The sequence below is a fragment of the Acinetobacter sp. YH12068_T genome (genome assembly GCF_024606005.1).
In the GTDB taxonomy this organism is placed as follows: Bacteria; Pseudomonadota; Gammaproteobacteria; order Pseudomonadales; family Moraxellaceae; genus Acinetobacter; species Acinetobacter amyesii.
The window spans coordinates 3,099,944-3,124,764 of record NZ_CP094555.1 but is presented as its reverse complement, the minus strand read 5'-3'; the positions used below and the strand labels follow the sequence as shown (position 1 = coordinate 3,124,764).

Annotated in this window: 22 protein-coding genes and 1 riboswitch; of the genes, 16 read left to right on the top strand and 6 right to left on the bottom strand. The window is 42.4% G+C overall.

Going from position 1 to position 24,821, the window contains the following annotated elements; translation table 11 throughout:
• Positions 1-74 precede the first annotated feature (74 nt).
• On the top strand, positions 75-977 hold the full coding sequence (gene lpxC / locus MST18_RS14875) for a UDP-3-O-acyl-N-acetylglucosamine deacetylase (RefSeq protein ID WP_078193215.1): 903 nt from the start codon (positions 75-77) through the stop codon (positions 975-977).
• A 97-nt stretch (positions 978-1,074) separates the two neighbouring features.
• Here the strand turns inward: lpxC and MST18_RS14870 are convergent, their stop codons facing one another.
• The gene (locus MST18_RS14870; RefSeq protein ID WP_078193214.1) at positions 1,075-1,515 is read right to left on the bottom strand and encodes a DciA family protein; all 441 of its coding nucleotides are present in this window, start codon (positions 1,513-1,515) and stop codon (positions 1,075-1,077) included.
• Positions 1,516-1,621: 106 nt separating this feature from the next.
• On the opposite strand from MST18_RS14870, the gene MST18_RS14865 reads away from it, so the two are divergent.
• The 3 genes from MST18_RS14865 to MST18_RS14855 all read left to right on the top strand — a co-directional run bounded on the left by MST18_RS14865 (position 1,622) and on the right by MST18_RS14855 (position 7,274).
• A complete protein-coding gene (locus MST18_RS14865) occupies positions 1,622-2,317 on the top strand; it encodes a M23 family metallopeptidase (protein ID WP_078193213.1) in 696 nt (231 codons plus the stop codon).
• 281 nt (positions 2,318-2,598) lie between these two features.
• Positions 2,599-5,301, top strand: coding sequence for a pyruvate dehydrogenase (acetyl-transferring), homodimeric type (aceE, locus tag MST18_RS14860; RefSeq protein ID WP_180132802.1), 2,703 nt, complete (start codon positions 2,599-2,601; stop codon positions 5,299-5,301).
• Positions 5,302-5,303: 2 nt separating this feature from the next.
• Positions 5,304-7,274 (top strand): 2-oxo acid dehydrogenase subunit E2, encoded by a 1,971-nt coding sequence (locus MST18_RS14855; protein ID WP_180132801.1) that lies wholly within the window; start codon positions 5,304-5,306, stop codon positions 7,272-7,274.
• A 48-nt stretch (positions 7,275-7,322) separates the two neighbouring features.
• Here MST18_RS14855 and MST18_RS14850 read toward each other — a convergent pair whose 3' ends face one another.
• Complete coding sequence (locus tag MST18_RS14850; protein WP_180132800.1) at positions 7,323-8,033, bottom strand: methyltransferase type 11; 711 nt, start codon at positions 8,031-8,033, stop codon at positions 7,323-7,325.
• A 58-nt stretch (positions 8,034-8,091) separates the two neighbouring features.
• Positions 8,092-8,234: riboswitch (yybP-ykoY riboswitch) on the top strand.
• A gap of 74 nt (positions 8,235-8,308) precedes the next feature.
• On the opposite strand from MST18_RS14850, the gene MST18_RS14845 reads away from it, so the two are divergent.
• The 7 genes from MST18_RS14845 (at position 8,309) to recJ (ending at position 15,860) form a co-directional block, all read left to right on the top strand.
• Positions 8,309-8,887, top strand: coding sequence for a TMEM165/GDT1 family protein (locus MST18_RS14845; protein WP_180132799.1), 579 nt, complete (start codon positions 8,309-8,311; stop codon positions 8,885-8,887).
• Positions 8,888-9,082: 195 nt separating this feature from the next.
• Complete coding sequence (locus tag MST18_RS14840; RefSeq protein ID WP_078190564.1) at positions 9,083-9,880, top strand: MBL fold metallo-hydrolase; 798 nt, start codon at positions 9,083-9,085, stop codon at positions 9,878-9,880.
• Positions 9,881-9,978: 98 nt separating this feature from the next.
• Positions 9,979-10,344 (top strand): YkgJ family cysteine cluster protein, encoded by a 366-nt coding sequence (locus tag MST18_RS14835; RefSeq protein WP_078193208.1) that lies wholly within the window; start codon positions 9,979-9,981, stop codon positions 10,342-10,344.
• 220 nt (positions 10,345-10,564) lie between these two features.
• On the top strand, positions 10,565-12,031 hold the full coding sequence (gene guaB, locus MST18_RS14830; RefSeq protein WP_078190562.1) for an IMP dehydrogenase: 1,467 nt from the start codon (positions 10,565-10,567) through the stop codon (positions 12,029-12,031).
• A gap of 118 nt (positions 12,032-12,149) precedes the next feature.
• Positions 12,150-13,481, top strand: coding sequence for a phosphoglucosamine mutase (gene glmM, locus MST18_RS14825; protein WP_180131185.1), 1,332 nt, complete (start codon positions 12,150-12,152; stop codon positions 13,479-13,481).
• 18 nt (positions 13,482-13,499) lie between these two features.
• Positions 13,500-14,156: a pyridoxamine 5'-phosphate oxidase gene (pdxH, locus tag MST18_RS14820; RefSeq protein WP_180041705.1), complete on the top strand. Its 657-nt coding sequence runs from the start codon at positions 13,500-13,502 to the stop codon at positions 14,154-14,156.
• Positions 14,157-15,860 carry a single-stranded-DNA-specific exonuclease RecJ gene (gene recJ / locus MST18_RS14815; protein WP_180132798.1) on the top strand — a complete coding sequence of 568 codons (1,704 nt, stop codon included), beginning with the start codon at positions 14,157-14,159 and terminating at the stop codon, positions 15,858-15,860.
• A 72-nt stretch (positions 15,861-15,932) separates the two neighbouring features.
• On the opposite strand, the gene MST18_RS14810 is transcribed toward recJ, so the two are convergent.
• The gene (locus MST18_RS14810) at positions 15,933-16,718 is read right to left on the bottom strand and encodes a putative porin (protein ID WP_180132797.1); all 786 of its coding nucleotides are present in this window, start codon (positions 16,716-16,718) and stop codon (positions 15,933-15,935) included.
• Between the two features lie 324 nt (positions 16,719-17,042).
• The gene (locus MST18_RS14805) at positions 17,043-17,861 is read right to left on the bottom strand and encodes a putative porin (RefSeq protein WP_180132796.1); all 819 of its coding nucleotides are present in this window, start codon (positions 17,859-17,861) and stop codon (positions 17,043-17,045) included.
• A gap of 181 nt (positions 17,862-18,042) precedes the next feature.
• Here MST18_RS14805 and prfB point away from each other — a divergent pair.
• The 5 genes from prfB (at position 18,043) to MST18_RS14780 (ending at position 23,024) form a co-directional block, all read left to right on the top strand.
• Positions 18,043-19,138 (top strand): peptide chain release factor 2 gene (prfB, locus tag MST18_RS14800; RefSeq protein ID WP_111884474.1). Its coding sequence is split into 2 segments (ribosomal slippage): positions 18,043-18,114 and positions 18,116-19,138, totalling 1,095 coding nucleotides; the frame shifts between segments, so codons are not numbered across the junction.
• A gap of 154 nt (positions 19,139-19,292) precedes the next feature.
• Positions 19,293-19,592 carry a helix-turn-helix transcriptional regulator gene (locus MST18_RS14795; RefSeq protein ID WP_078190555.1) on the top strand — a complete coding sequence of 100 codons (300 nt, stop codon included), beginning with the start codon at positions 19,293-19,295 and terminating at the stop codon, positions 19,590-19,592.
• A gap of 37 nt (positions 19,593-19,629) precedes the next feature.
• Positions 19,630-20,718 (top strand): alkene reductase, encoded by a 1,089-nt coding sequence (locus MST18_RS14790; RefSeq protein WP_111884475.1) that lies wholly within the window; start codon positions 19,630-19,632, stop codon positions 20,716-20,718.
• 87 nt (positions 20,719-20,805) lie between these two features.
• Positions 20,806-22,086, top strand: a complete 1,281-nt coding sequence (locus tag MST18_RS14785; protein WP_180132795.1) for a 3-deoxy-D-manno-octulosonic acid transferase — start codon at positions 20,806-20,808, stop codon at positions 22,084-22,086.
• A 227-nt stretch (positions 22,087-22,313) separates the two neighbouring features.
• Positions 22,314-23,024 (top strand): 16S rRNA (uracil(1498)-N(3))-methyltransferase, encoded by a 711-nt coding sequence (locus MST18_RS14780; protein WP_180124384.1) that lies wholly within the window; start codon positions 22,314-22,316, stop codon positions 23,022-23,024.
• Here MST18_RS14780 and MST18_RS14775 read toward each other — a convergent pair.
• A complete protein-coding gene (locus MST18_RS14775; RefSeq protein WP_180132794.1) occupies positions 23,010-23,981 on the bottom strand; it encodes a mechanosensitive ion channel family protein in 972 nt (323 codons plus the stop codon). The genes MST18_RS14780 and MST18_RS14775 overlap by 15 nt on opposite strands.
• Positions 23,982-24,104: 123 nt before the next feature.
• Positions 24,105-24,683 (bottom strand): DUF805 domain-containing protein, encoded by a 579-nt coding sequence (locus MST18_RS14770; protein ID WP_078193199.1) that lies wholly within the window; start codon positions 24,681-24,683, stop codon positions 24,105-24,107.
• Between the last annotated feature and the right edge of the window lie 138 nt (positions 24,684-24,821).

Here is a 24,821-nt window from a genome sequence, read left to right as displayed (position 1 = left end):
CTACCTTTTTGTTTTTTATCAATGGCTAAATATGCTAACGTATAGCGGTTTTGTGAACTGATGATAGAAGACACATGTTGAAACAACGTACCCTGAAACGCATCGTGAAAGCGAGTGGCATCGGACTGCATAGTGGGCAAAAAGTGATGATAAACTTTGTGCCACATCATGCCGATGGGGGGATTGTGTTTCGTCGTATCGACTTAAATCCACCGATTGATATTCCAGCCGATGCTATGCTGATTCAAGAAGCATTCATGTGTTCTAACTTGGTGCAAGAAAATGCCAAGGTGGGCACAATTGAGCACATTATGAGTGCGATTGCTGGTTTAGGGATTGATAACCTGATCGTGGAAGTGTCGGCGTCTGAAGTGCCCATTATGGATGGGAGTGCCGGCCCGTTCATTTATTTGCTTATGCAAGGTGAACTACAAGAACAAAATGCACCTAAAAAATTCATAAAAATACGCAAACCTGTCGAAGCACTGATCGATGATAAACGTGCTGCCTTCCAACCGCATGATGGTTTCCAATTAAATTTTACGATTGATTTTGACCATCCTGCATTTAAGAAAGAATTTCAGTCGGCAACTATCGACTTTTCAACCGAAACTTTTGTTTATGAAGTCAGTGAAGCGCGGACTTTTGGCTTTATGAAAGATTTGGATTACCTCAAAGCCAATAATTTGGCTTTAGGGGCAAGTCTCGAAAATGCCATTGGCGTAGATGACAATGGTGTGGTCAATGAAGAAGGTTTACGCTTCTCAGATGAGTTTGTTCGTCACAAAATATTAGATGCCGTGGGTGATTTATATTTGCTCGGTCATCAAATTATTGCGAAATATGATGCCTATAAGTCGGGTCATGCATTAAATAATCAGTTATTACGCAATGTCAAAAGTGATCCAGACAGCTATGAAATTGTAACATTTGATGACATTAAAGATTGCCCAATTAGTTATGTGAATGTGACATAAGTCATTGTCTTATAATAGTGATGTTATATTATATCATTTGCAAGTGTTAAGTCTGTCACATTCTGAATATTCAAATTTATCTGTTACAACTCGGTAGTTACTTTTTATTGCTTGCCAAACGCAGCATTGCTTGGCTAAGCTTAGGGTCGCTCACAAAGTCAGCAGCACTACGGAGTAAATCCTGAGTTTCTGTACTGAGGGTTCTTGAAATTTTTTCAGGGGAATGGGGCGTTGGAGACGGAGTTCTCAGACGAACTTGAATCTTGTGTAAATCCTTGAATTCGTATATTTGTGATAACTGTGCAATATATTGCTTTTGTAAATAGGCCAACTGACTTATCAGTGCCTGATTTTCTCCAGTTAATATAAGTACACCATTTATATAACAAACGACTTGCCATTGATCCGGTTGGGGCAATAGCGGTTGGACAATTTTCGTAAGCTTCTGCCATGCAGCAACTTGCGTTGAGAGAAACGAAAAGTTTCCTGTTTTTATGTGTTTTCTTGTTGGTTGAAAGACGTTGACAGGTTCTGACATACATATTTCCTACATGTTTATGTCTTAATCTTATGCGCTCCTTTTGGCTGATATCAAGGACGAAATCACACAAGGAACAAAAGAGAACAGTTTATAGAGGTTTTTTATGCATTTACGACGTATTTTATTGGCGTTTTCATTGGCTGCTTCGGCTGCTTCAGTCGCTTTTGCAGATTTAGTTGAATTAAATCAAGCAGATTCATCATCAGATCGTATTGAACAGTTAACTCGCACTTTGTCTCAAGGTGCTTACTCTGAAAGCAATGATATTGATATTCCAGCAGAAACTAAGTTGAATGTTAAAATTCGTGAAAAATCAATTGAGCTCAACAATGCGACAATCGCAAAAAAATACGGTTCAAGCAATTCCTCTAAAAACTATTCAGCAAGTTCAAATAATCCATATTCATGGTTAATTGCCCACCCACTTCCAGACATGAAGCGTGTAAGTTCAAACTATGGTGGTCGTACCATGGGTGGCCGTGCGGAGAATCATTCAGGTTTAGATCTTTCTGCGGCTAGTGGCACACCTATTTATGCAACGGGTCCAGGCATTGTAACAAAGTCAGGTTGGGGCACAGGTTATGGTCAATATGTTGAAATTAACCATGGTAATGGTTACCTGACACGTTATGCACATGCATCACGCTTAATTGCACGTGTAGGCGACCGTGTTGCTGCGGGTGAGCATATTGCTAACGTTGGTTGTACTGGTCGTTGTACTGGCCCACATTTGCATTACGAAGTAGTGAAAGATGGTCAACGTAAAAACCCATCAACGTATTTAGCGATGTTACCATAAGCACATATAACATCTATATACGAAGCCATTGTCTGAACCTCTACAGACAATGGCTTTTTTATTTATCGCTAATAACTATAAAATTATCATTTTAAAAAATATTGTCTGTATGAAAAATGGCGAAAATTGACCCAAAAATGTAAATTTGTGTAATTGTTAATCAATGAGTATTTAGTAAATAAATAACAGAGCTATTTCGTATTCATTTGTGGCGATAACTGAGCCTAGCCAAAATATGGTACTAATAGAGCCATATATTTAGCACATAGGATAGGTGAAGTATGGCGTTTTATGGCGATACAGATGCGCAAGAAACCCAAGAATGGCAGGACGCATTTGATTCAGTTTTACAGCACATGGGAACTGACCGCGCTGCATTTTTGCTTGAAAAACTCTATCAACAAGCGATTGCTAAGCACGTTCCCATTCAGCGACTAAATACTCCTTACTTAAATACCATTTCAGTTGAAGAACAGCCACCTATGCCAGGTGATTCGGATATGGAGCGCCGTATTCGTGCGTTGATCCGCTGGAATGCCTTAGCGATGGTACTGCGTGCCAATAAAACAGGTGATGACTTAGGTGGTCACTTGGCAAGTTTTGCATCATCTGCAACTTTATATGACGTGGGCTTTAACCACTTCTTCCGTGCCAATAGCGACAGCTTTGGCGGTGACATGATCTATTATCAAGGTCACTGTGCACCGGGTATCTATGCACGTTCGTTCTTAGAAGGTCGTTTGACTGAAGAACACTTAAATAATTTCCGTCGCGAAGTGGGGGGTAAAGGTTTGCCGTCATACCCACATCCATATTTGATGCCAGATTATTGGCAGTTCCCAACCGTATCGATGGGTCTAGGCCCAATCATGTCGATCTATCAAGCACACATCCAAAAGTACTTGATGAACCGTGGCCTGATCAAAGAAGAAAACCGTAAAGTTTGGGCTTACCTCGGTGATGGTGAGATGGATGAGCCTGAAAGTACAGGTGCCATTTCACTTGCAGGCCGTGAAAAGCTCGACAACCTGATTTGGGTCGTGAACTGTAACTTACAGCGTCTAGATGGCCCAGTTCGTGGTAACGGTAAAATTATTCAAGAACTTGAATCATTGTTCCGTGGTGCAGGCTGGCGTGTGATTAAAGTGGTATGGGGTCGTCATTGGGATCCGCTACTGGCAAAAGATGATTCAGGTGCCTTAAAAGCGGTGATGGAAGAAGCGGTCGATGGTGACTTCCAACGCTATCAAGTGAAAGGCGGTGCGTATACGCGTGCACATTTCTTTGGTAAGTATCCTGAAGCTGAAGAGTTGGTGCGCAACTTAAGCGATGAAGATATTGATAACCTGAACCGTGGTGGTCATGACCCATTCAAAGTGTATGCGGCTTATGCCGAAGCGATGAAGGAAACGGGTCAGCCAACAGTTATCTTGGCAAAAACAGTCAAAGGTTATGGTTTGTCGGAAGAGATTGAAGCAGTAAATAAGACGCATCAAATCAAGAAAATGCAGCTTGAGTCGTTGAAATACGTGCGTAACCGTTTCAACTTGCCATTTACCGATGAACAGCTTGAAGAAGTGCCATTCTATCGTCCGAGTGAAAACTCGCCTGAATTGAAATACATGAAGGCGCGTCGTGAGGCATTGGGTGGTTATTTACCTGCACGTCGTAAAGAAAGTGAACAGCTGGCGATTCCTGAATTGTCTGTGTTTGATGCGGTACTCAAAGGCAGTGGCGGTAAAGAGCAATCGACGACCATGTTGATGGTACGTTTGATTTCATCATTATTGAAAGAAAAAGCCATTAAAGATCGTGTCGTACCAATTGTGCCAGATGAAGCGCGTACTTTCGGTTTGGAAGGTATGTTCCGTCAGTTAGGGATCTATGCTGCGCATGGTCAAAAATATACCCCTGAAGACCAAGAACAGTTGATGCATTACCGTGAAGCTAAAGATGGTCACATGTTACAAGAAGGGATTAACGAAGCGGGTGCGATGAGTGCTTGGGCTGCGTTAGGAACCAGTTATTCAACCAATAACTTGCCAATGATTCCGATGTATATGTACTACTCGATGTTCGGTTTCCAGCGTATTGGCGATATTGCATGGGCTGCAGGTGATGCACAGGCGCAAGGTTTCTTGCTCGGTGCAACTGCGGGTCGTACAACACTGAACGGTGAAGGTTTACAGCACCAAGATGGTCATTCACATATCTTGGCAAATACGATTCCAAACTGTATTTCTTATGACCCATGTTTTGGTTATGAGTTGGCAGTAATCGTACATGATGGTTTAAAACGCATGTACGTGAACCAAGAGCGTGTGTTCTACTACTTAACAGTAATGAATGAAAACTACGAACATCCAGCTATTCCTGAAGGTGCTGAAGAAGGCATTAAACGTGGTATGTATCTCTTCGAAGAAGATGAGAAAGCAACGGTTCAATTGATGGGTTCAGGTGTGATTCTGCGTGAAGTGATTAAAGCAGCGAAAATCCTTCGTGATGAATATCAAATTCATTCAAATGTGTGGAGCGTCACTAGCTTTAATGAATTAGCTCGTGATGGTATGGCGTGTGAAGAATACAACCGCCTACATCCATTGGCTGAAGATACGAAAGAAGCTTGGATCTCTCAATTACTTCGTGAAAAAGACGGTATTGTGGTATCGGCAACCGATCACATGCGTGCTTATAGCGAACAAATCCGTGCTTATCTTCCAGACAATCGTCCGTTCGTTGCATTAGGTACAGATGGTTATGGTCGTTCAGATACACGTGGCAACTTACGTAGCTATTTTGGTGTTGATGCCGCACATATTGTGGTAGCAACATTGAAAAAACTCGCGGATGAAGGCGAAGTTGATGCACGTTTGGTTAAAGATGCCATCTCAAGCTTTGAGCTAGATACTGACCGTCCAATGGCATGGGCTCCGCAGGAAACGCCGGAACTGCATGCTGTGGCTGACTACAAAGAGGAGAACTAATCATGCAAATTACGACTCCTGATATTGGTGTAGATAAAGCAACGGTCGCTGAGATTTTAGTGAAAGTCGGCGACACCATTAGCGTTGATGACAGCATTGTGTTGTTAGAGTCTGACAAAGCCTCTGTTGAAGTGCCAAGCACTTCGGCAGGCGTGGTGAAAAGCATTGCAGTCAATCTAGGTGACAGTGTTGCTGAAGGTGCTGTGCTGATCGAGTTGGAAGCAGAAGGTCAAAGTACTGCTACCGTTGAGTCAGTACAAAATGCAACTGAAGACCAAGCAGCAGAACCAACTCCGGTTGTGGAAGCAGAACAAGCTGCAGCAGCACCTGTTGCAGCCAATGCTCCTCAGTCGCAAAGTGTCGATGTGCAAGTCCCTGATATTGGAGTAGAAAAAGCTACGGTAAGTGATATTTTGGTCTCTGTTGGTGATGAGATTGATGTTGATCAAAGTATTATCGTGGTGGAATCAGATAAAGCGACAGTCGAAGTCCCAAGTACTGTATCAGGCCGTGTCGAATCGATCACGATCAGCGCTGGCGATGTAGTGAAAGAAGGTGTAGTGATTTTAACGGTGAAAACGGCGGCTTCATCTGCTGCGGTTGAATCGGCTCCTGTGCAAGAAACTGCACAGCCTGTTGCTGCACCTGTTGTTGCAGAAGCAGCACCAGCGCCGTCTGGACCTGTTGAAATTGCAGTGCCTGACTTAGGTGTTGATAAAGCAGCAGTGGCTGAAATTTTAGTCGCTGTGGGTGATGTGGTTGAAAAAGACCAAAGCATCATCGTGGTGGAATCAGACAAAGCAACGGTAGAAGTGCCAAGCTCTACAGCTGGTAAAATCACCGCGATTCATGTCCAGTTAGGGCAAAGTGTCTCTGAAGGCGTCGCTTTAGTGACGATTGAAGCTGAAGGTCAAGCTGTTGCAGCACCCGCGCCAGCAGCGAAACCTGCACCAGCTGTAGCACAGCCTGCGACAGTTGCACCTAAAGCTAAAAGCAATGTTGAAGCAGCAGCACCGCAACCACAAGGCGCAGATAAGCTCACCAAAGAGCAAAATGCTGCCAATGCCAAAGTGTATGCAGGTCCGGCCGTTCGTAAGCTTGCACGTGAATTGGGTGTGGTTTTGGCAGAAGTCAAAGCATCTGGCCCGCATGAGCGTTTAATGAAAGAAGATTTATTCGCTTATGTAAAAACCCGTTTGACCACTCCGCAAGCTGCACCAGCAGCGCAAGCTGTGGCACAGGTTTCAGGTTTGCCGAAGTTGCCAAGTTTTGATGCTTTTGGTGGTGTCGAAGAGAAACTTTTGACACGTTTACAACAAGTGTCGATCCCGCAATTGTCTTTAAACAACTTTATCCCGCAAGTGACGCAGTTCGATGCAGCGGATATTACCGATCTTGAAGCTTGGCGTAATGATTTAAAAGCTAACTTTAAGAAAGAAGGTATTGGCTTAACCATTATGGCTTTCATCATCAAAGCAGTGGCTTATTTGTTGAAAGAAGAGCGTGAATTTGCAGGTCATTTGTCTGATGATGGCAAGTCAGTATTGTTACGTAATGAAATCCATATGGGGATTGCCGTTGCCACGCCTGATGGTTTGACCGTGCCTGTACTGCGTAATCCAGATCAAAAATCCATTAAGCAGATTGCAATTGAGTTGGGTGAGCTGAGTCAAAAAGCACGTGACAAAAAACTTTCGCCAAAAGATCTACAAGGTGCGAATTTTACCATTACCAGTTTGGGTTCAATTGGTGGCACGGCATTTACACCGTTGGTCAACTGGCCACAGGTGGCGATTTTGGGTATTTCACCTGCAACCATGCAGCCAGTATGGAATGGTGAAAGCTTTGATCCACGTTTGATGCTGCCGTTGTCATTGTCATACGATCACCGTGTGATTAATGGAGCGGATGCTGCACGTTTTGCCAATAAACTGACGAAGCTGCTCAAAGATATCCGAACTTTATTGATCTAATCTGACCTGTTTAAGTTTCAAAATGAACCCTGCTTTGGCAGGGTTTTTTTATGGCGTGGTGGTGGTGGACTGACAAAGCCAATCAGGAAGTTCAATGGGTGAAGGGTAGAGCTTTAATGCTGAGTTTGCGTTGAGGTTATAGGTGAGTGGAAGCGTACGATGTGGCTGCGCCGTCGACCAAAGCTTATGTCGTAAATGTTCAAAGCGTTGGAAGTCTTTTAAAAATAAACCCCAAAACTTTTCATAATGCCCCAGTTCTTGCACATGTTGATGCTGATATGCATGTGTTTGACCGTGTTGGTGCTGAAAGTCATAGCCCATCAGCCAAATACGCTGCGGTTGAAAGAGATGTGCGAGTGAATAGGCTTGAAGGCCGCAATTATTACCATAAACAAAGTACGGTGAATGAAATAACTCCGCTTGCGTATCGATACGCACGGTTTTAAAGTTAATCACTTCATGTTCAGGATATGGACGGTTGTGACCTAAACCACATCCGCTAATGATGTCACCTTGAAAGCAGGCTTTGAGCATGGGTTGATAGTGTAACCACCATGCATAATCTGAATGATGGGCAATTTGAGCCTGAGGAAGTTGAAGAAAACTTTGATTACAGCAAATGATTAGCAGCTTTTTTGAGGGCTGAATGGTGGTTAAGTCAAAACTGAGCTGAGACGGGCCGCCTGCAATGATTAATACATCCTGCACATGCATATAGTGTTGAATAAATTCTTGAAATTTTTGATTATTGTTTTGCATATCAAATTGAGTCATCGAAAATTAAAATTGCGAAAACATGCATTCCTCGCTAGAATAGCATTACTTCATTGGGGAGTAGCCGCTTTTTACGCAAAGTAAAAAGGTGATGGTCAACATATTTGCTCTAAAACGAGCATGGTCATCATAGCAAAGAACCAAATGAGCTCTTCGTAGCTTTCTTTTGTTGGCAAGACCTTTGATTTATCACTCTGCACATTGGCTAGCAGGAGGGATAAGTCATCGGTATATGTTATTGCTAGCCAGAGAAATGCACCATGTTAACCGCTTTCTTCATTTCCCTTGCTGTTGTTGCCCTGTCAGAAATGGGCGATAAAACACAATTACTTGCCTTACTGCTTGCTGCACGTTTTCGTAAACCCGTTCCGATCTTAATTGCAATTTTCCTAGCGACTGTGGTGAACCACGGGGTTTCTGCTGTGCTGGGTCAATGGATTACCACCGTTTTAAGCCCAATCGTTTTATTGTGGATCGTTTCTCTGGGCTTTATTGCTATGGCGGTGTGGATGTTGATCCCCGATCAATTGGATGATGAATCTGAAAGTATCAATAAATGGCAAAAATATGGGGTTTTTGGTGCCACTTTTGTTCTGTTCTTCTTGGCTGAAATTGGGGATAAAACCCAAATTGCTACAGTTGCACTGGCAGCACGATTTGACAGTATTGGCTGGGTGACATTGGGGACGACGCTAGGCATCATGTTGGTTAATGCGCCTGCGGTATTTATTGGCAACAAACTAGCAGAAAAACTACCGATTTCACTGATTCATAAAATTGGCGTCTTGGTATTCTTGGTGATTGGTTTGGCTGCGTTGGCACAACACTATTTATTTTAAATGCTAACCTCACCATATTAAAAAATACATGAAATCCTGAGTTAAAAACTCAGGATTATTTGCCAATAAATGAGACTCAATTCACTGATATTTCAGATAATATTGACTGAATATTTATTGTAAGTTTCCCTAAATAAATATATGTTATTCACCTATAGAATATATATTTTTTGATAAAAAATTTGGGGAATGGGAATGGCTTTCGAACGCACAACATCACAGGTACTTTATGATGATGGAAAGCATAAATGTATTAGCTTTACCAGTTTGGTAAAAGGCGAGGGCGTACAGGCGAACCAGTTCCTGATTTTGGATAATGAGCGCGCAGCGGTGCTTGATCCAGGTGGTGACTTGACTTATGTCCCACTGACTATGGAACTGAATAAATATACCCGTTTGACCAATCTTGACTATGTGATGGCTTCGCATCAGGACCCAGACATTATTACCTCGATGCCGCGTTGGTTGGTTTATACCGACGCCAAAGTGGTGGCATCTAAGCTGTGGGCGCGTTTCTTACCGCATTTAAACTCTGCATTTATGAGTGACCGAATGAAAGGCAACTGGTTGGATCGTCTGATCGAACTGCCAGATCATGGTCAGGTGATTCCATTAGGCAATAGCCATTTGGTGGCTGTTCCTGCACACTTCCTACATTCAGTTGGTAACTTCCAATTTTATGACCCGATTGCCAAAATTTTATTCTCAGGGGATATGGGCGCATCTATGGTGGATGATGCCTCTAAACCTTTAGAAAATTTTGCCGCTCATATTCCTAAAATGAAAGGCTTCCATCAGCGCTATATGTGTTCAAACAAAGTGATCCGTCTGTGGGTCAACATGGTACGGACGATGGATGTGGAAATGATCGTACCGCAGCACGGCACGCCGTTTATTGGTAAAGAACAGATCAATCAATTCTTAGATTGGATCGAAACCTTACAATGTGGTGTCGATTTAATGGATGAGACAGTTTTTACTTGCCCAGTATAATGACTTGAAAATTTCAAAAAATAATTGAGTTTGCAGATAACATTTTTTAATATTTTTCGTCCATAAAATAAGCTTTTAGATGACGAGAATAGATAAAAATGTTGTCTCAAATACCGACTCAGGATGCATGTTTAACCTGTGGAGCATGTTGTGCTCACTATCGCGTTTCTTTTTATTGGGCAGAAGGGCTAAATATGCCTGAACATTATACGGAACCTGTGACATCGGTGTATTCATGTATGGTGGGTACGAATCAGGCAAATCCACGTTGTATTGCTTTAGGTGGAGAAGTAGGCAAACAGGTGAGTTGTAACATGTATGAGGCACGTAGTTCATCTTGTAAAGAAGTTCAAATCGCCGATGAGCAATGTAATAAAGCACGCATCGCGCATCAAATGATTCCATTGATCAGTATTCCACTGCATGACGCTGAAAATGACGAAGATTTCGATCAAGTCAGTTAAGGCTTTATTTCCAGAATAAATTTATTGAAATCTAAGAGGTAGAATCTTCGGATTCTGCCTGTATTGCACTGGATGCTGACCAACCCCCAGAGTATTCTTGCTGAAAACAGCATATTCGATGGTTAATATTGAAAACTCCGTAAGGAATTGCCGCAATTAAAATGAAAATTGAACGGAAATTTGTATATAATGGCTCACGGAAATTACCAGCGAGACTGTTATGTTGACCATCGTTCAAGAAGCCCTAACCTTTGATGATGTCTTATTACTCCCTGCCTATTCTACTGTTCTCCCAAAAGATGTCTCTCTTAAGACACGTTTCACACGTGGCATCAATTTGAATATTCCACTTGTTTCTGCTGCGATGGATACTGTGACTGAATCACGTATGGCGATTGCAATGGCGCAAAACGGTGGTATCGGTATCCTGCATAAAAACATGGATATTGCTGCACAAGCTGCAGAAGTTCGCCGCGTGAAAAAATTTGAAGCAGGTATGGTGAAAGACCCAATTACCGTTACACCAGAAACGACTGTACGTGAGCTGATTGCTTTAACTCAAGCAAATAACATCAGCGGTGTACCAGTGGTGAAAGACGGTCAAGTGGTGGGTATTGTTACTGGTCGTGACACTCGTTTTGAAACCAATCTTGAGCAACCTGTTAGTAACATCATGACAGGCCATGATCGTTTGGTGACTGTTCGTGAAAACGAATCAAAAGAAAACATCCAAGCATTACTTCAAAAACACCGTATTGAAAAAGTCCTTGTTGTAAATGACAACAACGAACTGAAAGGTTTAATCACGGTTACTGATTTCCGTAAAGCTGAAAACTATCCAAACAGTTGCAAAGATGACTTAGGTCGTTTACGCGTTGGTGCTGCAGTTGGTACAGGTGCAGAAACACCAAGCCGTGTAGAAGCATTGGTGGAAGCGGGTGTTGATGCGATTGTTGTTGATACAGCACATGGTCACTCTGCAGGTGTAATTGAACGTGTACGTTGGGTAAAAGCCAACTATCCACAAGTTCAAGTGATTGGCGGTAACATCGCGACTGGTGATGCAGCACTTGCATTATTAGATGCTGGCGCAGATGCAGTGAAAGTGGGTATTGGCCCAGGTTCAATCTGTACTACACGTATTGTGGCTGGTATTGGTATGCCGCAAATCTCTGCGATTGACAGCGTTGCCAATGCACTAAAAGATCAAATTCCATTGATCGCAGACGGTGGTATCCGTTTCTCTGGTGATATGGCAAAAGCGATTGGTGCAGGCGCGAGTACCATCATGGTAGGTTCATTAATGGCTGGTACAGAAGAAGCACCGGGCGAAGTTGAATTCTTCCAAGGTCGTTACTACAAAGCGTATCGTGGTATGGGTTCATTGGGTGCGATGGCAGGTGCTACAGGTTCTGCTGACCGTTATTTCCAAGACTCAAAAGCAGGCGCTGAAAAACTTGTACCAGAAGGTATTGAAGGTCGCGTACCGTACAAAGGCCCAATGGGTAACATCGTTCATCAAATGATGGGTGGTTTACGTTCATCTATGGGTTATACCGGTTCTGCGGTGATCGATGACTTACGTAAAAATGCACAGTTTGTCAAAATTACTGCGGCAGGTATGTCTGAATCTCACGTACATGACGTGACTATTACTAAAGAAGCACCAAACTACCGTGTTGGTTGATATTTAGTAGCTTTTAGCCGAAAAGGCCGTCATTAATATGACGGCCTTTTTGTTTTTGGTGTAAAGTATTTGCAGTAAAAAGTGATGATTAAGATCACCATTAAGAAGTGAGTACAACATGAGTTATTTTGGTACAGATGGCATTCGTGGCAAATTCGGTGAATTGCCTATTACCCCTGAATTTGCATTAAAACTAGGATTTGCCGCAGGTAAAGTATTAAAACAATACAGTAAAAAAGCAAAGCCCATCGTTGTACTAGGTAAAGATACCCGATTATCGGGCTATATTTTAGAGTCAGCATTACAAGCCGGTTTAAACGCAGCAGGTGTTTATGTTCATTTGTTGGGTCCATTACCTACACCCGCAATTGCCCATTTAACCCGTGCATTACATGCCAGTTTAGGCATCGTGATCTCGGCGTCGCATAATCCGTATTTTGACAACGGCATTAAGTTCTTCTCGAGCGAAGGTAAAAAATTGCCGGATGAAATTCAAGAAGCCATTAACAAAGAACTTGAAAATGACTTGGTGATTGAAGACCCTGCAAACTTAGGTAAAAGTGTGCGTGTAAAAGATGCCAATGGTCGTTATATCGAGTTTTGTAAATCAACCTTCCCGTACCATTTTGACCTGACAGGCTTAAAAATTGTGGTGGACTGTGCCAATGGTGCAGCCTATAGCGTCGGCCCTTCGGTGTATCGTGAACTGGGTGCAAAAGTGATTGCGCTGTTTAACGAACCGGATGGTTTAAACATCAATAAAGACTGTGGTTCGACGCATCCTGAGTTTTTACAAAAAGCAGTGGTTGAACATCAGGCGGATTTAGGGATTGCTTTTGACGGTGATGCCGACCGTGTGATTATGGTGGATAAAAACGGTCAGCAAATTACTGGTGACCATATTCTGTATATTTTAGCCACTCAAGCGAGTCAAAAGCCTGCGGGTATCGTGGGTACTGTGATGAGTAATATGGCGCTTGAAATTGCTTTAGATCAAGCCAATGTGCCTTTGCTTCGTGCCAAAGTTGGTGACCGCTATGTATTACAAGGCCTAGAAGAAAAGGGTTGGGTAACGGGCGGTGAGCCATCAGGTCATATTCTGACTTTGGACAAGAGCACCACAGGTGATGCGATCATTGCTTCACTTCAGGTGTTAACGGTGATGGTTGAGCAAGGTAAAGCTTTGCATGAATTGGTGGAAGGGTTTGAGTTATTACCAAATGTCTTGGTGAATGTTCGCTTGGCTGCGATGTTTGATCCCTACACTGTACCTGCACTGGTGAGCGAGTTTGAAAAAGCTGAAGCTCAGCTTAAAGGGCGTGGTCGCATCTTGATTCGTAAATCAGGCACAGAGCCGGTCATTCGTGTCATGGTTGAAGGTAATGACCTTGAAGAAGTCACAGCGTTAGCAAATCATTTGGCCGATGCTGTTCGTGCCAATGCAGCTTAAATCAAGAGGGGAAATTGCATGAATGATGTGATTAAGGACTTAAGTGAACTGCGTTTAACTTATCAAAAAGGTGAGTTGCATGAAGATCAGGTGAACCGTGATCCACATGAGCAGTTTTTATTATGGTTTAACCATGCCTTAGCAGCACAACTGCATGAACCCTATGCTATGTCTTTGGCTACGGCAAATGCCCAAGGTCGTCCGCACGTGCGGACGGTCTTGTTGCGCGGTGCGACCCATGCAGGTTATGACTTCTACACCAACTATGACAGTCAAAAAGGCAATGATCTGCTCGATAATCCTTATGCAGAATTATTGTTTTATTGGCAAGAGCAGGAACGTCAAATTCGGGTCAGTGGTCGTGTGGAAAAGATATCTCTCGAAGAATCTACGGATTATTACCATAAACGACCGCGTGACAGCCAAATCGCAGCGCACATTAGTACTCCACAAAGTGGTGTTATCGCTAGTCGTGAAGAATTACAACAGCGTTTCCAAAATTTGCATGATCAAGTGGAAAGCAAAGACGTTTTGGAGAAACCTGAGTTTTGGGGCGGCTATCGTTTAGTTCCGGATTATTATGAATTTTGGCAAGGCCGTCCGAATCGTTTACATGACCGCTTGAGTTATAAACTACAGGATGGTCAATGGGTTTTACAGCGACTGATGCCATAAATGTCTAAACTTTTAATTCAACAAAGACCCTATTTGACGCGCCCTGAAGATATTCAGGGCGTTGCCCGGTTTATTGCTGACTTATTGGCACGTCGCGGGGTTTCTTCCGCACAAGAGCTGGAATTGAAGCTTAAGCACTTACATGCGCCAAACTTAAAGGGTTTAGAGCAAGCGATTGAAATAATCGATCAAGCAATTGATACTCAAAAGAAATTCGTCATTGTTGGTGATTATGATGCCGACGGTGCGACCAGTACTGCATTGATGGTCTTGGCACTACGTGATATGGGCGCGGATGTTGAATATCTGGTTCCAGATCGTTTCAAATATGGTTATGGTCTGACACCTGCCATTGCTGATTTGGCCTTCGTGAGCTTTACTCCAGATGTGCTGATTACGGTCGATAATGGTATTTCGAGCCATGCTGGTGTAGCACAGGCACAGGCGCATGGTATGCAGGTGATCATTACCGACCATCACCTGACCACAAAGGAAACACCACAAGCAGAAGCGGTGGTAAATCCCAATCAATTGGGATGTGAATTTCCAAGTAAAGCCTTGGCTGGCGTAGGTGTTGCATTTTATGTGTTGGCAAATTTGGCCAGTATGCGTAAAAAAAATGCTAAATCCACAGCCAACCTCAGCCAATATTTGGACTTGGTGGCCTTAGGCACTTATGCCGATGTTGCAAGTCTAGATCTGAATAATCGGATTTTGATCGATGCTGGTTTGAAGCGGATACAGCAAGGATTATGTCGTCCAGGGATCAGTGCATTATTGGATATTGCCGGTCGTGATCCTGCACAGTTAAAAGCACAGGACTTGGGCTTTGTGGTCGGCCCACGACTCAATGCAGCTGGGCGTATGGAGACTATGGATATTGGGATTGAGTGTCTGATTGCGGCAGATTTAAGTACGGCTTATCCGATTGCGCAGCAGTTGAATCAACTCAATATTGAAAGACGCCAAGTCGAAGGGCAGATTAAACAGGAAGCTCTGGCTGAGTTAGAACATATTCAGCTTGATCAGGATAACTTACCTGCAGCCTTGATCATGTTTGAACAGCATTGGCATCAAGGGGTGATTGGGATTGTTGCAGGGCGTTTAAAAGAACAATTCCATAGACCTGCAATCGTCTTTGCCGCAGATGAAGATGGCGTACATATTAAAGGTTCTGCGCGTTCTATCGAAGGTATTCATATTCGAGACAGTATTGAGCGTATTGCTGAATTACATCCGCATTTGGTGAGTCATTTTGGTGGGCATGCTGCCGCGGCAGGACTAACCATCCAAAAGCAGCATTTTTCTGAATTTAAAACTGCTTTTGAAGCACTCATCGCTGCGCAAGATGAAAGTTTATTTCAGGCCACTATTTGGACAGATGGCGAATTGCCCGATTCGGCCATTAATGTCGAAACCGTCGATTTTTTGCAAAATTTAAGTCCATGGGGACAAAAATTCCCTGCACCGGTCTATGAAGGCCTATTTAAAGTTTTAGATTATCGTTGGTTGAAAGATGTGCATCTGAAATTAAAACTTGCTTTAGATAATGGCTTAATGGTGGACGCAATTGCATTTAATGCGGCAGAAAAATATGAATTTAATCCTATGCAAGATAAAATCCGCTTGGTCTACGAACTCGATAAAAATGAATTTAGAGGAAATGTCAGTGTTCAATTGAGAGTTCTACACTTGGCTCAATAAATTCTATTTTTACAGGCAAATAAAAAAAACCGCTCAGAAGAGCGGTTTTTTTATGTTTTTGACTTCAATGGATTAGAAGCGGTATTTCGCTGCTACACCAAATGAATTGTAGTCATTGTTGCCAACTTCACCGAAACCAACACGACCTTCAAGGCTCACTTGTTGGTTGAAGAATTTACGTGCATTGATCCCTACTTCGTTACGATCAGTGACATCGTTGTTGTAGTAGTCAGCACCAACACTGAATGTTTTGTCGATGAAGTAATCCGCTGCTAGATTGAATTCATCTAGATCACCGAATGCTGCACCCGCTTCAAGGTTGATGTCTTTACCATTGCTTAAAGTTGTTACGTATTTAGCACGTAAAGTTGGATCTACGCCGTCATCATCATCGTTATCCCAACCTTTCACACCAACTGCAACTAAGAAGCCTGGTGCTGGAAGATAACCGACTTCAGCGCCGTAGTAGGTTGTATCGTTGTCTACTGTGCCAAATGGAGTGTCAACTTCGACATTATTACGGCTTACATCACCAGATACATAGAAATCTGAGTTTGGTACGAAGTATTCGATACCAACGCCATAAGTATTGTCGTCAACATCGCCACGGTCAGCGAAAGTTGCATGTGCATTTACGTTACTTGCACGGTTTAAGAATGCAGCTTCTGCAAGAGGAGCGTTACGCGTTTGAACAGGGTTGAAGTAATAAGTACCGTTTACACCAAATTCACTGCCAGTGCTTCCATTATCTGGGTCGATGTAACCAGCTGAAGCGCCTACTTCTGCTTGATAAGCATGAGCTGTACCTGTAATAGCAAGTGCAGAAAGAAGTGCTGAAGCAATTGCGAGTTTTTTCATGGAAACTACCCCTCTAAATTGTTTGGCTAAATTTAATACATTTTTTGTTACAAGTTTTAGTCTAGAGAAATTTTAAAGATGGTCAATCGCTGCAAAGTTGCGGAACTGTGAATTCGGTAATTTTATGTAATTAAAATTTTTTAAAATATTGAAAAGTATGTATTTATTTATAATGTTTTGTTTTATTAAAACTGTGTAGATAATATGAATTTGTGGGTTATTTGGTCAATAACTGGACTTTTTTTAAAGTAAATATTACATCGAAAAGAAAAAAGCACCTCAAAATAGAGGTGCTTTTTTAGCAAACTTCTAATTCAAACGAAATTAGAAACGGAAAGTTGCATTGATGTTGAACGCTTGAACGTCATCACCAAAACCAACTTGACCACCGATTGCTAGGTTCGGGTTAAGGAAATATTTTGAACGAATAGCGAAGTAATCCGTGTCTTCATCACCATCATCTTCGATGTTATAAGATGCGCCAATGCTAAAAGCTTGGTCGAAGTAGTAGTCTGCACCAATCGTAACAGAATCAATGTCACCAAAAGCACCGTCTGCTTCAAGGTTGATGTATTGACCATTGTTCAACGGCGCAACATATTTTGCTTTAACAGCAAAACGGTTGTCTTCGTCTTCATCATTGTCACCTTGATAGCCATCAATACCTGCAGCAAGTAAAAGGTTAGAAACAGGTAAATAACCCACTAATGCGCGGTAAGTAGTCACATCGTAGTCGTCATCATAAAGAGTTTGACCATATTCTGTTGCTTTAGCATTTTGTTGACCAAAACCAATTTCACCATTGAGGTAGAATTGATCGACAAAATATTCAATACCTGCGGTTAAGTGGTGAATATCAGATTCAGCTTTGAAACCAAAAACTTCATTGCTTTCCATAGTGTTATATGAATACCCAAGATAGGCATTGCTGTTATGACCTAGAAAAGCAGCTTCATTTAATGGACCATTACCAGTTTGTACTGAGTCAAAATACAAAGTACCTTTAAGATTGAATGTATTATCAGTATCAATAATATCATTATCCCAATCTGTATAAGTAAAACCGCCATCAACTTGACCATCATAAGCAAAAGTTGATGAAGTGATAACAGCTAATCCTAGTGCAAGTAATGTCTTTTTCATAAAACCCTCGAAACATTATTGTTGTAAATAAAATGTAATAAATAGTAACGCGAGCGTATTGTTCATATTATGTGCATTGAAGTCAATGATTTGGATGATCAATCTGGCTGAATCTGTGCAAATTCTCTGTGATATAATAGGCGGCTATTTAAGCCAAATTTTTTGATTGAGAGTAATTCACGTGGAAATTAATCCGTATCTATTACAGCTAAAAGACTTAAACGACCGTGGTCAAACATTACGGGGGTATCTTTGACTACGATCTGAAAAAAGAGCGTTTAGAAGAGGTTCTACGTGAGCTGGAAGACCCAGCAATTTGGAATGATCAAAGCCGTGCACAAGCAATGGCAAAAGAAAAAGGTGAACTCGAAAACGTCATTAACGTGCTCGAAGGGCTTTCAACTCAGCTAGAAGATGCCCAAGCGATGTTGGATCTTGCGGTTGAAGCAGAAGAAGAAAGCTTACTTGCGGATGTGCAAGCAGAGTTAACTTCAGCGGAAGCAGAACTTGCGAAATTAGAATTCCGTCGTATGTTCAGTAATCCGATGGACCCGAACCCATGCTATGTCGAAATCCAAGCAGGTTCTGGTGGTACTGAAGCACAGGACTGGGCATCCATGTTACTGCGTATGTATCTACGTTGGATTGAACGTCATGGCTTTAAAGCAGAAGTGATGGAAGAATCTGATGGTGATGTGGCAGGGATCAAGTCTGCAACGATCCGTGTAGAAGGTGAGTATGCATATGGTTGGTTACGTACAGAATCTGGCGTACACCGTTTAGTCCGTAAGTCACCTTTTGACTCAGGTAATCGTCGCCATACTTCATTCTCAGCGGTTTTTGTATCGCCTGAAATTGATGACAATATTGAAATTGAAATCAATCCAGCTGATGTACGTACTGATACCTATCGTGCATCTGGTGCGGGTGGTCAGCACATTAACAAAACAGACTCTGCGGTACGTTTAACTCACGCTCCAACAGGGATTGTGGTGGCATGCCAGAACCAACGTTCACAGCACGCCAACCGTGACCATGCATGGAAACAGTTACGTGCAAAATTGTACGAACTTGAAATGCAAAAACGTAATGATGCGGCACAAGCGTTGGAAGACACCAAGTCAGATATCGGTTGGGGCAGTCAAATTCGTTCATACGTTTTAGATGACTCGCGTATTAAAGACTTACGTACCAGTGTAGAAAGTTCAAACACCGGTGCAGTACTTGATGGTGATTTAGATAAGTTTATTGAAGCTAGCCTCAAACAAGGTTTGTAATTTAAATTTATATAGAAAACAAAGTTCTATCTGTTTTTGATTTTTATATCTATAAAAATCGATATAAAAATCGAAAAAATACGATATAGTGTATTCAAGATGCTGAATAGAACTTTGTTGTCCAAATTTTTATTTAATTAAACCCGTTTAAATTATGGATATTGATTTAATTTTTAAAGCACTTGCCAATCCGACTCGACGTCAAATCTTGGAATGGTTAAAAACACCTGAACAATTTTTGTCAGAAGAACAATGTGGCGGCTTTAATCGTGGTGTATGCGCTGGCAATATCGAAAAACTCGGTAATGTTTCGCAGTCTACGATGTCTAATCATTTGTCTGTGTTACAACAGGCGGGCTTAATTCAAGCCGAGAAATATGGTCAATGGTCGTATTTTTCACGCAATGAAGAACTCATTCAGCAATATATTGATTATCTGCAGAACTCACTTTAAATCATTTTTCGCATTTGAAGTGTCAGGCGAGACATATATGGCTGAACTTAATACTCCTCTCATTTTGGGTGATTTACACCTCAAAAATCGCGTTGTAATGGCGCCACTAACCCGTAGTCGTGCAACTATTGACCGTGTTCCAACGCCGATGATGGCTGAATATTATGCACAGCGTGCAAGTGCTGGATTAATCATTTCAGAAGCAACAGTCATTTCAGAAGCCGCTAATGGCTATTTGCAGACGCCGGGTTTATTTACCGATGCTCAAGTTCAGGGCTGGAAATTGGTGACCCAAGCCGTACATGAACAGCAAGGTTTAATTGTGGCACAATTGTGGCATGTCGGACGTGTCTCACATCCCGACCTTTTGAATGGTGATACACCAGTTTCTGCCAGTGCGGTACAACAGGCGGGTTATGTCAGTCTGCTTCGCCCAAAACGCGAATATGTCGTGCCACGTCCATTAGAGATTGCAGAAATCAAAAGCATTGTAGAACAATACAAACAGTCTGCGATCAAAGCCAAAGAAGCGGGATTTGATGGTGTGGAATTGCATGCGGCCAATGGTTATTTGATCGATCAATTCCTACAAAGCAAAACCAATTTACGTGAAGATGAGTATGGTGGTTCTGTAGAAAACCGCGCACGTTTATTGCTTGAAGTGGTGGATGCGCTGATTGAAGTGTGGGGGGCAGGTCGTGTAGGTGTGCATCTTGCGCCGCGTGGTGATGAACACGACATGGGCGATCATGATCCACGTGAAACCTTTGGCTATGCCTTAGAGCAGTTGGGGCAGAGGAAGATTGCATTTTTCTTTACCCGTGAATATCTGGCGGATGACAGTATTAGTGATTATCTTAAACAGCGCTCAAATGGTGTGCCATATATTGCCAATATGCGTTTAAGCCGTGAAGATGCTGTAGATTTATTGGCCTCAGGTAAAGCCGATGCGGTGTCTTTTGGTAAAGCCTATATTGCCAATCCAGATTTGTTTGAACGTTTGCTGGCGAATGCTGCACTGAATGAATTGCAGTTGGAAAATATGATTGGAACAGATGTTGCCGAAGGCTATATTGATTATCCAAGCATGAAAAATAAATTTGGTTCAGGTCGTTCAACCTATTAATCGACACTTGAATACGCATTATCCATTAACATGTGGATAATGCTCTGATATATTCTGCCGATTCAAACCGTTTTTGAGCGTAATAATTTGACTACTCCTTTTTGGTATAACGCAGCTTTGGCGCTGATTAAGCCGCTATATCAATGGCGCATCAAAAAACGTGCTGAAGATTTCCAACTATATCAGCAAGAGTGTCTTGAGCGCTTTGGGCCATTTCAGCCAGTTAAAAACCGTAATGCAATTTGGTTTCATGTGGTTTCCGTCGGAGAAACTAACGCTGCGCAGCCGCTGATTGAACATTATCTCAAAGCAGGTCATCCGGTCTTAGTTACCAATACCACCAAAACCGGACAAGCGCGTGCGAAACAATTATTTTTAAAAGCACCGTATGAATCGCTATTTCAGGCCGTGTATCTGCCAGCAGATCAAAAAAAATTAGTCCGTCGTTTTATCGAAAAATATCAACCGAAAATGTTGGCTCTAGTCGAAACTGAACTCTGGCCAAATTTGATGATTGAAGCCGATCAGGCCAATGTTCCGTGTTTATTGATTAATGCCAGATTATCTGAAAAATCGGCGAAGGGTTATAGCAAAGTCCCGAGTTTGACGCAGCCGATGCTAAAGAGTTTGAAACAATTATTGGCGCAAGATCAGGCAACTTTAGCGCGATTTATTGAGTTGGGTGCAAACCCGCATACCAGTCAGGTCGTCGGTAGTATCAAGTTTGATATTCATGCGCCCGATAGCTTTGTGCAACAAGCAGCGCAGTTGCGTCAAGATTGGGATTTACAAGAACGTAAGATCATCACCATTGCCAGTACGCATGCGCCCGAGGAACAAAAACTACTCGCAGCGCTGCAGCCGATTTTGCAACAACAGCCTGAGCTGTTATGTATCGTCGTACCACGTCATCCTGAACGCTTTGATGACGTTTTTGTAGAAGCGCAGAAACTGAATTTACGCACACAGCGCCGCAGTTTAAAGCAAACGATTCAGCCTGAAACGCAGGTATATTTGGCAGATAGTATGGGTGAATTGTGGCTGTGGTTGGCTTTGAGCCAAGCGTGTTTTGTCGGTGGTTCGTTGAATGAACCGGGTGGTGGGCATAATATTTTGGAGCCCATTACGTTACATGTCCCGACAGTATTAGGTCAGCATTATTTTAATTTTCAAACCATTGTGGATGAGTTTGTAGCGGCCCATGCGGTTGTGGTTGTGCGGGATTTTGAGCAGGCGGCCAGTGCATTGGTTGACATCATTCAAAATACTGCGAAAGCTCAGGCTTTAAATGATGCAGCTCAGCTGATTATGCAAAAGAATACCGGGTCGCTGCAAAAGCATATTCAGGTGATTGATCAGTACCTTTAAGTTTTAATTTTGCGATACATTAATTTTTATTAGGCAAGTTTTATCACGGCCTTATTTTATGGTGATCGTTGAACATCCTATTCGTAGGCATAATCTACTTTTAAAGGATTAAAAGTAGCAAAAATCCTCTGTACGCTGAAGGTACTTCCTGTACCTCAGCGCACAGGCGACATCAATGTCGCCTGTCCTCAATGACATATGCTTTGCGTGAATTGATATGGTTATTTATGAACATCGTCTTGCTTGATCCTCGTCAAACTGAATCTGAACTTTGGAGTATTAGCGCCAAACGTCAAATTGAGCATTTAAAAAACCATGTGAATATACAGGTGGGCGATACACTCAAAGTCGGTATTCGGGAAGGAAGACGCTATTTAACCCAAATCGTCAGTATCAGTGATGAGCGCATTCAACTTAAACCCTTACAAGAAGAAGAAGTACCTGCAAAGCATCCGGTGACTTTAATTGTGGCAATGCCTCGTCCGAAAGTGTTGCGCCGTCTGATCATGGATGCAGTCACTTTAGGTGTAGAAAAAATCATTCTGCTGCACAGTTATCGCGTGGATAAAAGCTATTGGCAGACACCATTTTTACAGCAGCTCGATCACTATGTGACGTTGGGTTTGGAGCAGGCAGGTGACACCATTGCGCCCAAAATTGAATTGTATAAACGCTTTAAACCCTTTGTGGAGGATGTTTTGCCGAGCATGATCTCCTCGGCCTATCCGGCTTATGTGGCGCACCCTTATGTCGAAGATGTGATGCCTGCAGGGATTCAACATGGATGTACGATCATTATTGGGCCTGAAGGTGGATTTATCCCTTATGAGGTCGATTTGCTCATAAAAAACGGTTGCCAAGCAGTCAGCTTAGGCAACCGAATTATCCGGACAGAAACTGTGATTCCGTACGTTTTAGGGCGATTATTTAGCTGTTGACGCTTCTGTCTCAGTTTGATCACCACGGTAAACTTTCACTTCCTGTACAGGGTACGGAATTGAAATACCATTTTGATTAAATGCTTGGATAACGTGTTCTTGCACTTCACTAATTGAGTTCGCAGTGGTGGTTTCTGTGGTATCTACCCACCAACGGACATTCAGATTGACTGAGAAATCAGCCAAAGCATTTACGTTTACGGTAAACGCAGGTTGGCTCAAGATGGTTGGGTCTTTGTCCAAAATAGCCAAAACAATATTTTTAGCTTTCTGAATGTCATCTTCATAACCAATACCAACAACAAATTCACAACGACGACGTTGATAAGCGGTATTCACCGTTACAGCACTGGTGTAAACAGTCGCGTTTGGAATCACGATACGACGACCATCTGGAGAACGTAGGAAGGTTGCACGGATCTGAATATCTTCAACCGTACCTTCCATGCCTGACACAATAATGTCGTCACCGATTTTAAACGGTTCACCGAGGAGAATCAAAATACCCGACAGTAAGTTCTGGAAAATATCTTTAAACGCGAAACCGATTGCGACCGAACCAATCCCCAATGCACTCATGAGCTGACCCGGTGTGAACCCAGGAATCGCAATGACCATTGCAATTAGGAAACCGAAGAACATAATGGCTGAGCTACCGACACGGTTCAGGACCAAAACTAGATTTTGTTTTGAGTAAGAGCGGTCAGTGAGCGCTTTACGAACAAAGAATCTAAAGAGTTTAGACAGTAGATAGAAGATCGTAAAAACAATTAATGCGATACAAATATATGGCAGGCGTTCCCAAAATCCATCGACAAATTTATCGATCGTTGAGTATGCGTCATTATATTTAGAGGTATGTTCCAGCACGGTTTGTGCGGTTTTTTCTGTTGCCTCTTGCAAAAGTTGAGTCGTGCCTTGAGTGACATCACTCAAGGCATTTTCTTTTTCAGCCACGAGTTTTCCAAATGTTTCGGTTTTTCGCTATTTTGCCTGAAATTAGTGGCGAAAATAACCCTCATTTACAGGCTTGTGAACAGATGTATCAAAATTCAGACAGGCTCAGATTCGGTCAGTGGCTTAGAAATATTCAGTGCCTTGTTGAATGATTTCTGTCGGCGATTCAATTTCACCGCTACCCATCATATACGAGGTGATGCTACCTGTAGCCAAGAGCGACAACACACTGATTAAAATCATCAACCATGCCAGAATTTTTTCCCAAACGGCAGCAGGGCGTGGCGCGCCGTATTGATTTACGGTCGGTGTGCCTGAGGCCAATAATAAATACAGGATAAAGAATAGATTGATCACGGGGATAAATAAAAGCAGTAGCAACCAACCGGCTTTATTGAGGTCATGCAGTCGACGGACGACAAAGACACAATAGAAATAGATATAGAGAATAATAATTGCCAAATAGGCGAGGCCAGATACCCCGGTGAATATGCCAACAAATTGCTCATTTAACGCCATGGTATTGATGTTAAAAATACCCACGGCAAGGCTTAAAGCGATTATGGCAAAAAAGCTGATGATATTGAGAAAGCCATACCAACCAATCATGCTCAGTCGACCAAAACGTCCATCAGGTTTCAGGGGATTATCCGATGTAGTGGTCGTCTGACGGGAAAAGAAAGAAGAGTCATTGGTGTTCATGATCGGATCAACTCAACGTATATGAAAGAATAAAAAAGCGGAGTGCTGAGTAAAATTACCTTTGCAGTATAGGTTTAATTGAACTGGTCAGATACTGAATTAAAACATGTTTTTGTTGAAATTTTGCTTATAGATGTG